Below are 14,371 nucleotides of genomic sequence, written 5' to 3'. Positions count from 1 at the left end.
CGAGTCACTCGATCCGGAGTGGCTCGTCATCCCAGGTTATCTCGAGTCGCTTGCGCGAGAGGTACGGAGCGAGCGTGTCCCGGGTGACCAGTCCCTGATAGCCGTCGTCTGCATCGACCACCGGGAGCGTCGCGACGCCCGCATCGCGCATCCGGTCCGCAGCCAGTCCGACCGACGTCGTCGGCGCTACCGTCACTACGGGGGTCGACATGCATCGCTCGACGGGGTTTGTCACGCCGTCCTCTGCAACGGCAGCGACGATATCAGACTCGGTGAGGACGCCAGCCACCTCGCCCATCGCGTCGACGACGACCAGCGCGGGCACGTCCGGGCGACGCAACTGTGTCGCCGCTGCGACTATCGAACAGTCAGACTGTATCACCGGCGCGCAGTCAGTCAGCGCAGCCGTTACCGGAACATCGATCATGGTCTGTATCAGACCGGTGCTACTACTTAATTTTGGTGTACGTACACCTATTAACTCCTAGAATGAATAGATATTCGTCCACAATACTGGCACTATCAAGTAGGATTGTCCAAAATAGCCGCGATCAGTGAGGTGCCGGTGACTGATCTATCGCGGCAAGTGGGGCACAGCCGACAGTGTCAGGCGTTTGTCTGATACAGCGACCCGTCCTCGTCGTAGCGCGCGTCCATGATGCGGTCGAGCTGGTCGTCCGACAGCGCGATGTCGAGCGCGCCGAGGTTCTCGTCGAGTTGGTCGACGGTTCGCGCGCCGATGATCGGCACGCAGGTGAAATCCGGCTGGTCGATGAGCCAGCGGATCGCCACCTGCGCGGGCGTGGCGTCGAGTTCCTGCGCGACCCGCCGCACCGCATCGAGGACGTGCCAGCCACGCTCAGAGACGTAGAAATCGAGAAAGAGGTCGTCGAACTCGCCACGGGAGTCCTCCGGAGCGTCGAGGTCGTAGGTGCCGTCGCCGATGCGTTCGTACTTGCCTGTCAGGAAGCCACCGGCGAGCGGCGAGTACGGACAGACCGCAAGATCCTGGTCGGCACACACGGCGAGATACTCCGCGACGTCCTCGTAGTAGGCGGCGTGAAAGAGCGGTTGGGTCACGGTGAAGGCCTCGTAGTTGTTGATGTCGGCCTTCCAGAGACCCTTCGTGAGTTTCCACGCGTCAGCAGTCGAGAGACCGACGTAGTTGACTTTCCCTTCGCTGACCAGATCATCGACCGTCCGGAGCGTGCGCTCGATGGGCGTGTCGTCGTCGAATCGGTGGAGATAGAGAATATCGAGGTAGTCGGTGCCGAGGCGGTCGAGCGACCCCTCGACCTCCGCCCGAACGTTCTTCCGCGAGAGATTCTCCTGAAAGCGCGAGACCTGCGACCAGTAGCACTTCGAGGCGATGACGAAGTCCTCACGGTCACGGTCTGCGAGCCATTCGCCGATCCAGCGCTCCGAATCCCCGTCGCCATAGCCGTTTGCCGTGTCGATGAAGTTGCCGCCCCGGTCAGCGAAGGCATCCAGCAGTTCGTGGGCGTCCTGCCGGTCCGTTTCGACGAGGCCCTCGTGTTCCTTGCCGAATCGCCACGTTCCGAGACAGATCGGTGACACCTGCAGTCCGGTCGTCCCCAGCGTTCTGTAGTTCATACACCCACAGATCGGGGTCGATATCGTATAGTTCTCCCGACATCGTGCATGCGTCTCAGACGAGAGACGCGTCGCTCGCAGGCATAGTATTTTGCTGTTCGTCGGCAATTTCCCCGATATGGACAGTCGAACGTTCAACGAGTCGGGGAGTCCGACGCTGTTGTTCGTGCTGGGGTTCGGAAACCGACTGGACGGCGCATCGGTGGGCTGGTGCACCGACCGACTGACCGACGCTGGCTATCGGGTCCACGCCATCCAGTTGCCCACAGATATCACCGATTTTGAGCGGGAGTACCGCCGCCCAGTCCAGGTGATACACGACGAACAGGACCCGGCGGGCGTGGTGGGTCACAGCCTCGGGGGACTCGTCACGGCGTTTCTGGAGTCGACTGCCAAGCGCGTGTATCTCTCCCCCTGGTGGGGGATCCACGAGTCGAAAGTCTCCGGCTGGGAACGGTGGATTATCCCACGACTCCCGGTCAGAGCACAGATTCTCCCGATCAAGATACGCCGCGACGAAATCGGAACGTACCTCTCTGACGCGGAGTGGGAGCAGCTCCCGAAACGGCTCTCGCCAGCCTATATCACGGAGATCTATCGCGCGCAACAGACTCGGCCCGCGATCAGCACCGATGCGGTGGTGTTCGTATCGCTACGGGAGACAATCGTGAGTCTCACTGCGGTCGGGTCGGCGGTCGACACCGACCAGATCCGACTGTACGACGGCGGCCATCAACTGTTCGCAGCGGAGGGTCGTGACAAGGCGATAGACGAAGTGGTCGTAGAGTTGCCGGATTGAGAGGAACACTCAGATCAGCAGTCAGTTCAGTACTTCTGACCCGCCGACGCCATTATGCCCGAGCCGAGAGTACATCGAGCATGGAGTACACGACGCTCGGTTCGACCGGAGTGAGCGTGAGTCAACTCTGTCTCGGGACGATGAACCTCGGCTGGGAGGCCGAGGGCTGGCGAGCGGGCGAGGATACGAGCAAGGAAATTCTCGAACGGGCCATCGATCTGGGGATCACCTTCATCGACACGGCAAACGTCTATCGCGATGGCGACAGCGAAGAGGTGATCGGCGAGGTCATCTCCGAGTACGACCGCGACGAACTCGTCCTCGCGAGCAAAGTCTACGGGTCGATGGACGACGACAACCCAAACGCACAGGGACTCTCACGGAAGGCCATCGAGCAGGAACTGTCGAACTCGCTGGACCGCCTCGGCGTGGACACGCTCGATCTCTACCAGATCCATCGCTGGGACTACGACACCCCGATCGAGGAGACCCTTCGGACGCTCGACGATGCCGTCCGGCGAGAGCAGGTCAGATATATCGGTGCATCCTCGATGTACGCCTACCAGTTCAGCGATGCGCTTCACGAAAGCGGCCGACACAATCTGGAGCGGTTCGCCACGATGCAGAACCACTACAACCCCGTGTACCGGGAGGAAGAACGCGAGATGCTACCGCTCTGTGACCGCGAAGGGATCGGCGTCATCCCGTGGAGTCCGCTCGCACGGGGGTACCTGACCCGGCCCCACGAGGAGTTCGGCGCGACGACGCGGGGCAAAGAAGAGTCGGAGACACGCGACGAGCGACACGGGCACTACCGCGACGGCGGCGGGAGAGAGATAAACCGGCGGATCGAGGAACTCGCCGACGAGTACGACGTGACGATGGCCCAACTCACTATCGCGTGGCACCTCAACAACGACTCCGTGACAGCACCGATCATCGGCGCGTCGAGTATTGACCACCTCGAAGCGGCCGTCGAGGCAGTGGACATCTCACTGTCGGAGTCGGACATGAACTACATCGAGGAGCCATACGAGCCAGTTCCGATCGTCGGGCACGAGTGAATCTGCACCCCAGAACGAGGGGACACACGTTGTCGGTCAGGGCGCTGGCACCGGCGAGTCCTGGTCGCTTGCCTGCTCACGGAGTCGTTCTCGCTCGTCCGCACTCAGTGGCTCGTACTCCTGTGCGGCCGCGAGTATCTTCGGGACGAGTTGCGGGTCCCCAGCGTTGGGGATCGATGTCATCCCATGAGAGAGTGCAAAGCGCAGCGAGTCGACAATCTCCGACTTCGTGTCGTACGGTTCGTACCAGGTGTCGTAGGGCCGCTCGTCTTCCGGGATATCCTCGTCCCAGGGACCTTTCGCAAAGCCCTTGATGCACAGCGTACCCAGCCCTTTCTCGTGAGCCAGATCCAGCACAGAGCCGTAGTCGTACTCCGGCCCTTCCTTCCCGGCAAGCACCCGGTTGAACGGGAACATCACCGTCTCGAGTTCGTCGATCCGACGGATCGCCTCCCGGATCAGACTCGGGTCGCCGTGACTGGTCAGACCGATGTGGTCGATCAGCCCTGCCGCCTTCGCGTCGAGCAGCGCCTGCAAGGCACCGGGATCTTCCGCCTGTGCCATCTCGGGGGTGTACTCGCCGGTGATCGCGTCGAGTTCGTCGTAGCGCGTGACAGCGTGAAACTGATAGAGGTCGATCGTGTCGACGCCCAGCCGTTCCAGCGAGCGGTGGAGTTCTCCCCAGGCGCCGTAGTAGGTTCGCTCCTGGGTTTTACAGCCCAGAAACACCTCCTCGCGGTGGTCGTCGAGCGCGGGTGCGAGTTTCAGTTCCGCGTCGCCGTAGGTGGGTGCCACGTCGAAGTGGTTGACGCCAGCGTCCAGTACGTCCTCGACCATCCGCGTCGCATCGTCCTGTTCGAGGAAGTTCAAGGCGATTGCGCCGAACGTCAGAACGCTCGATTCGTGACCAGTCTCGCCGAGCGGACGTGTTTCCATAGCTCACGCTTGGAGCGACGGAGTCATAAACGCCAGCCACACCTATCGGTCAGCGAAAACTGAGAGACATCGGACGTGAACCGAAAACTGCCCGTGTCGCTTACGCGACCGGGATGTCCTGCTCGGCTTCGAGCAGTTCGTGATAGCGGTTTCGGATGGTGACTTCGGAGATGTCGGCGACTTCGCTGACCGCCGCCTGCGTGGTCTTTTCGTTCGTCAGAAGCGCCGCAGCGTAGACAGCCGCAGCGGCGAGTCCGACGGGGGACTTCCCGGAGTGGACGCCCTGTTCCTTGGCGTTCTGGAGCAGTTGTCGCGCCCGGCGTTCGGCTTCCTCGGAGAGGCCGAGCGAGGAGGCAAACCGCGGGACGTAGCTCTCGGGGTCGGCGGGCTTGACTTCGAGGCCGAGTTCGCGGACGACGTAGCGGTACGTGCGAGCGATTTCGCTTTTCTCGACGCGGGAAACCTCGGTAATCTCGTCAAGCGAGCGGGGAACGCCCGCCTGTCGAGCGGCCGCGTAGACGGAGGCCGTCGAGACGCCCTCGATGGAGCGGCCGGGCAGGAGATTCTCGTCGAGTGCGCGCCGGTAGATGACACTGGCAGTCTCGCGGACGTTCTCGGGCAGGCCGAGCGCGGAGGCCATCCGGTCGATTTCGCCGAGTGCCTGCTTGAGGTTGCGCTCCTTGGAGTCACGCGTGCGGAACCGCTCGTTCCACTTTCGCAGGCGCTGCATCTTCTTGCGCTGTTTGGCACCCAGCGCGTTGCCGTAGGCGTCCTTGTCCCGCCAGTCGATGTTGGTCGACAGGCCCTTGTCGTGCATCATGTTGGTGGTCGGTGCACCGACGCGGGACTTCTCGTCTTTCTCCTTGGAGTCGAAGGCACGCCACTCCGGGCCGCGGTCGACGGAATCCTCCTCGACGACCAGCCCGCAGTCCTGACAGATCGTCTCGCCGTGTTCGTCGTCGACGACGAGCGAGCCGGAACACTCCGGGCAGACGAGACTCTCTGACTCCTCTTCGGTCTGTTCTGTTTCCTGTTGTCGTGTGCGGGTGTGTGAATCAGTCATTGTAGGGAAGCGACACACTCCGGGCAGGCTGACCCTGTAAAAACCCCGGCGATTAGTGGTAACAATAGATCGGTTCGAAACTCACTTAAAGATTGTGTAATCCCTCGCACGACACCCGTCATACGCCGCGAAATCCGCATCTTCAACCATGTAGATTATCCACTTAAATAGGGTACTGAGCGCGAGACGCGCCAAAATCGGGGTCTCCAGCCCCCTACCACGAGGGAACGAGCGCTTCGGAGGGGCGACGTGGCCGCGAAAGATCGACTGGATGGCCTCAGCGCTCATCAGTCCTGTGGGTGGGCCTCCTCCGTCGGGTTCTCCTCGACGGCAGAGGTGAGCGAGACGTTGAGTAGGGCCATCGAGACGCCGCCGCCGACGAGCGTGACGACGTTTTTGATGGCATGATCGACGATAGCGATAGACAGCGCGAGTACGGTTCCAATCGGGGTGAGCGCGACCATCAACAGGGTGAACGCGCCCTCGTAGAGACCGATACCGCCGGGCGACAGCGGGAGTACCTTCGCGAGGTTGCCGACGCTGACGGCGAAAAAGGAGGCACCGACTAACAGTGCAAGGCCGATGTCGACGCCGAAGGCCAGCGCGACGATGACGGCGACGAGCACGTCGATGCTCCAGATGACGAGGCTGGTCGCGCCGATCACGACGAATGCCCGGCGGTTCACTGCGACCGTCTGGATATCGCCGGCGAACTGCTCGACGACGGTGGCGACGGTGTCGGCGTACCGGTCCGAACTCAGGCGGTCGACGAGCCATCGAACGTAGTTTCGTTCCGACCGGGCCGTCCAGACGATGAGCGCTACTGCGAACAACACCGCCAGTCCGACCGCGCCAGCGACCAAAAGCGCCGTCTGTCCGCTCGCCGACTGGTCGCCGTCGACCGGTTCGCCAAGTACGGCGGCCTGCAGGTCACCAGCGGACCCGGTCGCTGCGAGTGCGACGAGTACCGTTCCGGCGAGGACGGTGATCGTCAGCAGGTCGTACACCCGCTCGACGGCGAGCGAGGCAAAGCCCGAGGGGTAGGGGATCGACCGCCGGGCCTTGATGATGTACGCCCGGACGGCATCGCCAGCGCGTGCCGGAAAGACGAGATTGCCAGTCTGACTGATGAAGACCGCGCCGGTCAGAAACGTCCAGCGCTCGCGATACCCGATCGTCGCGAGGATATCACGGTATCGCGTCCCCCGGAGCGGCCACGAACAGAGATACACCGCGCCAGCGACCACGAGCAACGCCGGGTCCGCGTCGCCAATCCGCGAGAACACCTCCGAAGGATCGAGATACAGCGTCATCAAAAGCAGCGCGAGCAACACGAGCGCAGTTCCCGCGCCGAGCGCGACCGGCCGCGTGATCCGGGGGCTGACAGAGAGTTGCCACCACGTCCGAACGATCTGACTGCCCATCCCGAACACGTCCCTGACGAGGTCGACCTTCGAGTCCTCCTGTGGCGTCCACTCGACGGGAAACTCCCGGACGCGGTAGCCGGACCGCTGTGCGCGAACGAGCAGTTCCGTGTCCCAGAACCAGTGGTCGTCCTCGACGGAATCGAGCAGGTCAAAGAGTACCGCCCGGTCGAAGGCCTTGAACCCGCACTGGTGGTCCCGAACGGTCGACCGCAAGAGCAGGCGGACCAGACCGTTGTATCCCCGACTCGGAACCCCGCGCTTTGCGGGGCGGTCGGCGTCGCTTTCTTCGAGTCGTCGGGACCCGGTCGCGACGTCGTACCCCTCCGAGCGGACGCTCTCGATGAGCGTCTCCAGATGGCGCATGTCGGTCGCCAGGTCGGTGTCGAGATACGCGAGTGTCTCCCCCTCGGCCTGCCTGAACGCGTATTCGAGCGCGCCGCCCCGGCCGCGCCGCTCACTGGAATGAACGTGCCTGACTGCGTCGTACTCCGCAACGAGTTCGTCGGCAATCTCCGGGGTCCGGTCCGTGCAGCCGTCCTCAGCGATGAGCACCTCGAAGGTTCCAGCAGGGAGAAACGCCCCGAGGTGATCGAGGGTTATCTCGACCGTCTCTCGGAGTTGGGCCTCCTCGTTGTACGCAGGGAGGACGACGCTCACCTCGACGGCCGTCATTTGTTGTGTGTGGGCTACCGCGGTGTATGAACCTTCTGGAGACCGACGAACCGGACACACGGTGGACAAGCCCCAGAGACCCACAGAGCAGGAGATCGCCCCGGGTTTGAAACGCAGGCGCACCGTAGCACCGGCATGGGCAGTACATCCGAGGATGGTGTCGAGGTCTGGCTGGTCGAGCGAACCTACTCGGACGACGAACAGAACCTGATCATTCTCACCTATGCCACCCCTGACGGGAAACGGTATTTCCGGAAAGAGCGAGCGCTCACCTCGTTTACCGACACCCGTGACACGACTGCGGCACTCATGGCCGACCCGGACAATCTCGGGACGGTCGAAGACTCGGACAGGATCACGCAGTACGCTACCGAAGCGAAGCGGATGCAGAATCAGCACGACCCCGACGACGTTATCTGAGACCAAGTGCGCTGAGGCGAGAAGCGACTAGTCGTCCTCACGTTCGATCAGCCCCGTGTAGGTATCGAAGAATGCGGCCGATACACGCGAAAAAAGCGAACCGTCTCAGGCGTAGTTAGTTAGCGAGCGACCAGTAGGCGCTGTTCTCGGACGGCTCGGCGTTGAGCGATGCGATGTCTGCGACATAGACCTCACCGTTGTACGAGACCTTGTCGCCAACCTCGTACAAGGTCGACGCTTCCCATTCGGGCGCGTCACTGTCTCCACCGTCGTCTCCACCATCGTCACCGCCGTCATTTCCACCGTCGTCTCCACCGTCTCCACCCTCAGCTGCCTCCCAGTAGGCTGAGCTACTGGACGGTTCGGCGTTGAGTGACGGGAGCGTCGCTTTCCACGCGCTGCCGTTGTACATGACCATGTCGCCTTTCTCGTAGAACGTGGCCTGGTCCCACGTGGGCAGGTCCCCGTCTCCGCCATCGTCGCCGCCGTCATCGCCGCCATCGTCGCCACCGTCATCTTCTTCCGAGACCATGGCACTGGCTGAATCGAGCGCGTCACCGGCGACCGGTGTCGCGTCGTCACCGATTGCGACGCCCTCGACCGCGCTGTCGGCGAACACCCATGCGGTGTGCTGGCCGGGGAAGCCGCCGGTGTCCTGAATCATCACGGAGACATCTGTGCCATCGGCGTTGTCGGCCGATGCGACACCTGCGACGGGGTTCATGTCGCCGTCGGCGTAGGTCACGACGACCGTCGCGTCGCCGTCAGTGGTCACGTCGGACACGGTGACTGCGCCATCCTCACCAAGCTCCTGGTCGCTGAACATCAGCGACCCGGATGTTGCGTCCTCGTCACCGCCGTCGCCACCGCTACCGATAGTGAGTTCGATCGACGCGGTGTCCATGTTCCCGTCGTCGTCGGTAACGGTCACGCTCGGGTTGTACGTTCCCGGGCCGCCACCTTGTTCCCATACTGGCTCATTCTTCTCCACGGTCCGACCGTTGAACGAGAATTCGTATGTGACGATTTCGCCGTCAGGGTCACTGGAGCCGCTTGCGTCCAACGTGAATGGCTGTCCCGGGTTCGGATTCATCGGATCCGCCATTAGGCTCGCTTCCGGTGGCATCGGATCCGGTTCGGGGTCGTCGTTATCGCTGTTATCGTCCAACCGGCTGGCCACGTCGGTAACAGGATAATCATATTTATCGTCAAGTCCGAGTTGCCAGGGCGCAAGGCCGTAGAGTCCCTTCTCCTCGACTAGCTCGGTCACGCCCTCTGGACCCGTATAAAGGAGTTCCTGTGCGTTATCGGGGTTTTCAGAAGGCCGCTCGATGCGTGGCGTCAAGCCGATCATGCCATAGATCTCCTCCATGGACTTGTCGGGATAGTACTGGGTGAGATCAGATGCGGTCCCTTCGACTGCAGATTTGGCGTTTTGCTTATTCGGCGGGCCGCTCATATACATAATCATCAGCTGAACGTAATCGACCTCCAGCCCGGCTTCTGCTGCCTCTCGCACCCACCGTTTTCCGTGGCTGTGTCCAGACTCCACCCATCCGCTAGTCAACGATGAAACAGTGTATCCGACAGTCAGATCAGAGCGCTCCTCTTTGAGCATCTTGAGCGCTTCGACCCGGTCCTGATTGATTCCATCGGGGCGAGGTCCGTGGTTTGCCACCTCGTCGTCGACATCAATAAGCGAGACACCGAGGGTATCGAGAACCTTCTCGTATCCAGCCTTGATCTCCTCGGGTCCATCGGCATCGTATTCGAGAAGCCGTCCGTTCGCTCCACCCATCATGATGCCGACTTCGACGCCGCTGTCCTGCAACTCCTGAACTGTGTCGGTGTATTCCTCGAGTGGTTTCTGATCGCAATACTCCGGTTTACCTGCCCCCTTATCTGAATCCCAGCAACCCACAAGCATTCCTGGATTCACTTCATCGTCATCCGTGGCGTCCCCAACAGGACCGAAATAGATTCGGTCGCGCTCTTTTGCGACATCGAGTGCTTCAGTCTCATATTCAGGGAAGTACGGCGCATATATTGCATGGGACTTGGCGACACCCGTACCACTGAAACCAGCAATACCGGTGGCCGCGGCCGCGGCTGCCGCAGATGATTTCAGAACTGTTCTTCTCGTCGGTGTGATGTTGTCTTCGTCCATAGATCAACCCCCACTGTCGAATTTCGCGACACTCAGTTTATCGAACCCTCGTGATAAATATATTCTCCACGGCGAGATTATTGAAAATAATAACGTTACGGGGACGGTGCCGAGACCGACGGACCCGGTCAGCGCTCGGCCAGCTTGTCGCGGTGTTTCTGTTCGAGTTTCTCCAGTTTCGGCGGGATCTGCATCTGACAGTACGGCTGGTTCGGATTCTTCTCGAAGTAATCTTGATGTTTCTCCTCGGCCCGGTAGAACTGTTCGAGTGGTGCGATTTCAGTGACGATGCCCGCGTACGCGCCGGTCGATTCGAGGTGGTCGATGTAGGACTCGACAGCCTCGCGCTGGCGCTCGTCGTGATAGAAGACGGCGGAGCGATACTGTGACCCTACGTCCGGCCCCTGACGGTCTTCGGTCGTCGGGTCGTGGATCTCGAAGAAGACTTCGAGCAGGTCCTCGTAGCTCACTTCGTCCGGGTCGTAGGTGATCTGGACAGCCTCGGCGTGGCCCGTGGTTCCGTTGCAAACTTCCCGATAACTTGGATCCTCGGTGTTGCCGCCGCAGTAGCCGGAGACGACGCTCTCGACGCCGCGGACGCGCTCGAAGGCCGCCTCGACACACCAGAAACACCCGCCCGCGACTGTCGCTGTTTCGAGTTCGCGCATAGGACACTGTAGGGTCTCGCGGCGGATAACGCTCCCGCTTGTTGCCTTCGCGAACCCGTCGGCTAACCGATTCCCCTTTAATCCCGGCGGCGGATCGATCCTGTATGAGCGATGACGCCGAGGGTCGTGACCGGTTCGCCGAGGTGAGCGACCAGTACGACCCACAGGAGGTCGAGAGCCGCGTGTTCGAGTACTGGGACGCGGTCGACGCCTACGATCAGACCAAAGCACACCGTGCCGACGGTGAACCATACTACTTCCTCGACGGGCCGCCGTACACCTCCGGGTCGGCCCACATGGGACACGCCCTGAACAAGAGCCTCAAGGACTGTTACATCCGCTACAAGCGAATGCAGGGCTACGACGTGACCGACCGGCCGGGCTACGACATGCACGGCCTGCCCATCGAGACGAAAGTCGAGGAAGAACTCGGCTTCGAGAACAAGAAAGACATCGAGGAGTACGGCGTCGACGCCTTCGTTGAGGAGTGCCGGGACTTCGCACAGAACAGCCTCGAACAACTCACCGAGGACTTCAAGTCCTTCGGCGTCTGGATGGACTGGGACGTCCCCTACCGGACGATCGACCCCGAGTACATGGAGGCCGCGTGGTGGGGCTTCGAGCAGGCCCACGAGCGCGGCCTCGTCGAGCAGGGCAAGCGCTCGATCACCCAGTGTCCCCGGTGTGAGACGGCCATCGCGAAAAACGAAGTCGAGTACGAGGACGTCCACGACCCCTCCATTTACGTAAAATTCGATCTTGCAGATCGCGAGGGCGCGCTGGTCATCTGGACGACGACGCCGTGGACGATTCCCGCGAACACCTTCGTCGCCGTCGATGGCGACGCAACCTATCAGGCCGTTCGAGTCGAGCGCGACGGGGAGACGGAACTGCTCTGGCTTGCGGCCGAGTGTGTCGAGGACGTCGTCGAGACGGCAGGCTACGACGACTACGAGGTCGTCGAGGAACGATCCGGCAAGGAACTCGTCGGCTGGGCGTACGACCATCCGCTGGCCGACCACGTGCCCGACCATCCCGACTTCGAGGGCGCAGGGCAGGTCTACACCGCGGAGTACGTCGAACTCGACCGCACGGGACTGGTTCACTCCGCGCCGGGCCACGGTGAGGAGGACTTCGAGCGCGGCCGCGAACTCGGGCTGGACATCTTCTGCCCGGTCGGAGGCGACGGCGTGTTCACCGAGCAGGCGGGCGACTACGCAGGGCAGTTCGTCAAGGACGCGGACGAGCAACTCATCGCTGACCTCGAACGAGCGGGGCAGATGCTCCACGCCGACGAGACCCAGCACAGCTACGGCCACTGCTGGCGGTGTGACACTGGAATCATCCAGATCGTCACCGACCAGTGGTTCATCAACGTCACGGAGGTGAAAGACGACCTGCTCGCGAACATCGAGGACAGCGAGTGGCATCCCGAATGGGCGCGGGACAACCGCTTCCGGGAGTTCGTCTCCGAGGCCCCCGACTGGAACGTCTCCCGGCAGCGCTACTGGGGGACGCCGATCCCGATCTGGCTGCCGAGCGAGGCGACCGATGATGAGAGCGAGGCGCAAAGCGCCTCGGACGGCGCGAGCGGGCAGAGCCCGCAAGAACCAGTCGAGTGGAGCGGCGACATGGACGAGGCGATCGTCATCGGTGACCGCGAGGAACTGGCCGAGCGAGTCGACCAGAACATCGATCCCGACGAGATCGACCTCCACAAGGGGACCGTCGACGAGTTGACGATCACCGAAGACGGCCGCGTCTACGAGCGCGTCCCGGACGTGTTCGACGTGTGGCTCGACTCCTCCGTTGCCTCCTGGGGGTCGCTGAACTTCCCCGAACAGACAGCGGCTCACGACGAACTCTGGCCCGCTGATCTGGTCATCGAAGCCCACGACCAGACGCGGGGCTGGTTCTGGTCACAGCTCGGGATGGGTACGGTGACGGTCAACCAGATTCCCTATCGGGAACTGCTGATGCACGGGCACGCGCTGATGCCCGACGGGCGCGCGATGAGCAAATCCAAGGACATCCGCATCGACCCACACGAGGTCACCGACGAATACGGCGCCGACCCGATGCGCCTATTCTTGCTCTCGGTCAACCCCCGCGGTGAGGACATGCAGTTCTCGTGGGAGACCACCGAGAAGATGCAGCGCCGACTCAACATCCTCTGGAACGTCGTCCGCTTCCCGCTGCCGTACATGGACACCGACGACTTCGACCCCGACGAGGTGACCCTCGCCGACGTCGAGGCGGATCTGGAACTGGCCGACGAGTGGGTGCTCTCCCGGCTCGCGACGACCGTCGCAACGGTGACAGAGCACATGGACGACTTCGAGAACGACAAGGCCGTCGACGCCCTGCTCGACTTTGTCGTCGAGGACGTCTCGCGCTTTTACGTGCAGGTCGTCCGCGAGCGCATGTGGGAGGAATCTGATTCTGCCTCGAAGCAGGCCGCCTACGCCACGGTGTACCGCGTCATCGAGGACGTGCTCGCCATGGTCGCACCCTTCGCGCCCTTCACCGCCGAGGAACTCTACGGCGCCTTGACCGGCGAAACTGGTCACGACACCGTTCACATGTGTGACTGGCCCGACCTCGCCGACCAGTTCCGCGACCCCGAACTCGAAACCGACATCGAAGTCGTGCGTGCAGTCGAGGAGGCTGGCTCGAACGCCCGCCAGCAGGCAGAGCGCAAACTGCGCTGGCCAGTGAGCGAAGTCATCGTCGACGTGCCCGACGACCGCGTCGCTGCCGCCGTCGAGCGCCGCGCGAACCTGATCGCCGACCGACTCAACGCCCGGACGGTCGAAATCGTCGGCCCCGATGAGGGTGGCTGGGGCGAACTCCGCTACTCCGCACAGGCCGATATGAGCAAGCTCGGCCCCGCCTTCGGAGACGACGCCGGAGCCATCATGCAAGCACTCAACGGAGCACGCATCGAGTCGCCGGATCTGGACACACTCGAAGCCGCCGTCGAAGACGAGACTGGTCTCGACGTCGACCTCGACCCCGAGATGGTCGAGTTCGTCACCGAGACGCCAGAAAGCGTCTCCGGCACGGAGTTCGAGGCGCTCGACAGTTCCGGTGTCGTCTACGTCGACACCACGCTCACCGAGGATCTGGAAAGTGAGGGCTACGCCCGCGAAGTGATCCGCCGGATTCAGGAGATGCGCAAGGACCTCGAACTAGACCTGGAAGCCCAGATCCGCGTCGATGTGGGGCTGAACGACGAGCGTGTCTCCGCCCTCATCGAGCGCCACGAGGATCTGGTCGCCGAGGAAGTGCGCGCCGCCGAGTTCGGGGCCGTCGAGGACGGCTACCGCAAGGAATGGGATGTGGAAGGAGTCGAGATGGAGATCGCGATCGAGCGGGTTCCGGAAGCGGCTGCCTGAACTCGCTGCCGACGAGCACGAACATGCGAGTCGGCAGATGGTTTTTCCCCACGTTTTTGCGAGCGAGGGTGCCGACGCGAGCGGCGAGGTGTCCGAGCCGCGAGCGCGAGTACCCGAGTGAGTAAAAAGTGGTGTCCGGGACG

The 14,371-nt window shown here is 62.3% G+C and carries 11 protein-coding genes; 4 read left to right on the top strand and 7 right to left on the bottom strand.

The features are described from left to right. Window positions 1–4: 4 nt before the first annotated feature. Window positions 5–427 (bottom strand): CBS domain-containing protein, encoded by a 423-nt coding sequence (locus ACMGFL_RS00535; RefSeq protein ID WP_436933575.1) that lies wholly within the window; start codon window positions 425–427, stop codon window positions 5–7. A 179-nt stretch (window positions 428–606) separates the two neighbouring features. Next, window positions 607–1,614, bottom strand: a complete 1,008-nt coding sequence (locus ACMGFL_RS00530) for an aldo/keto reductase (RefSeq protein WP_436933574.1) — start codon at window positions 1,612–1,614, stop codon at window positions 607–609. Window positions 1,615–1,732: 118 nt separating this feature from the next. On the opposite strand from ACMGFL_RS00530, the gene ACMGFL_RS00525 reads away from it, so the two are divergent. Beyond that, window positions 1,733–2,413, top strand: coding sequence for an alpha/beta fold hydrolase (locus ACMGFL_RS00525; protein WP_436933573.1), 681 nt, complete (start codon window positions 1,733–1,735; stop codon window positions 2,411–2,413). Between the two features lie 80 nt (window positions 2,414–2,493). Beyond that, a complete protein-coding gene (locus ACMGFL_RS00520) occupies window positions 2,494–3,477 on the top strand; it encodes an aldo/keto reductase (protein WP_436933572.1) in 984 nt (327 codons plus the stop codon). Window positions 3,478–3,513: 36 nt separating this feature from the next. Here ACMGFL_RS00520 and ACMGFL_RS00515 read toward each other — a convergent pair whose 3' ends face one another. The 3 genes from ACMGFL_RS00515 to ACMGFL_RS00505 all read right to left on the bottom strand — a co-directional run bounded on the left by ACMGFL_RS00515 (window position 3,514) and on the right by ACMGFL_RS00505 (window position 7,575). After that, window positions 3,514–4,413, bottom strand: coding sequence for an aldo/keto reductase (locus ACMGFL_RS00515; protein ID WP_436933571.1), 900 nt, complete (start codon window positions 4,411–4,413; stop codon window positions 3,514–3,516). A gap of 100 nt (window positions 4,414–4,513) precedes the next feature. After that, complete coding sequence (locus tag ACMGFL_RS00510; protein ID WP_436933570.1) at window positions 4,514–5,476, bottom strand: transcription initiation factor IIB; 963 nt, start codon at window positions 5,474–5,476, stop codon at window positions 4,514–4,516. Window positions 5,477–5,763: 287 nt separating this feature from the next. Then, the gene (locus ACMGFL_RS00505) at window positions 5,764–7,575 is read right to left on the bottom strand and encodes a flippase-like domain-containing protein (protein ID WP_436933569.1); all 1,812 of its coding nucleotides are present in this window, start codon (window positions 7,573–7,575) and stop codon (window positions 5,764–5,766) included. Between the two features lie 135 nt (window positions 7,576–7,710). Between ACMGFL_RS00505 and ACMGFL_RS00500 the strand changes: the two genes are divergently transcribed. Next, window positions 7,711–7,995: a DUF7967 family protein gene (locus ACMGFL_RS00500; protein WP_436933568.1), complete on the top strand. Its 285-nt coding sequence runs from the start codon at window positions 7,711–7,713 to the stop codon at window positions 7,993–7,995. Between the two features lie 115 nt (window positions 7,996–8,110). On the opposite strand, the gene ACMGFL_RS00495 is transcribed toward ACMGFL_RS00500, so the two are convergent. Next, complete coding sequence (locus ACMGFL_RS00495) at window positions 8,111–9,826, bottom strand: carbohydrate-binding protein (protein WP_436933567.1); 1,716 nt, start codon at window positions 9,824–9,826, stop codon at window positions 8,111–8,113. A 464-nt stretch (window positions 9,827–10,290) separates the two neighbouring features. After that, window positions 10,291–10,830, bottom strand: coding sequence for a peptide-methionine (S)-S-oxide reductase MsrA (msrA, locus tag ACMGFL_RS00490; protein ID WP_436933566.1), 540 nt, complete (start codon window positions 10,828–10,830; stop codon window positions 10,291–10,293). 104 nt (window positions 10,831–10,934) lie between these two features. On the opposite strand from msrA, the gene ileS reads away from it, so the two are divergent. Beyond that, entirely contained in the window at window positions 10,935–14,228 is a 3,294-nt protein-coding gene (gene ileS, locus ACMGFL_RS00485) for an isoleucine--tRNA ligase (RefSeq protein ID WP_436933565.1), read from the top strand. Window positions 14,229–14,371 lie beyond the last annotated feature (143 nt).

It is taken from the genome of Halovenus marina (assembly GCF_051414115.1).
In the GTDB taxonomy this organism is placed as follows: Archaea; Halobacteriota; Halobacteria; order Halobacteriales; family Haloarculaceae; genus Halovenus; species Halovenus marina.
This window is presented reverse-complemented; position numbering and strand designations above follow the sequence as displayed.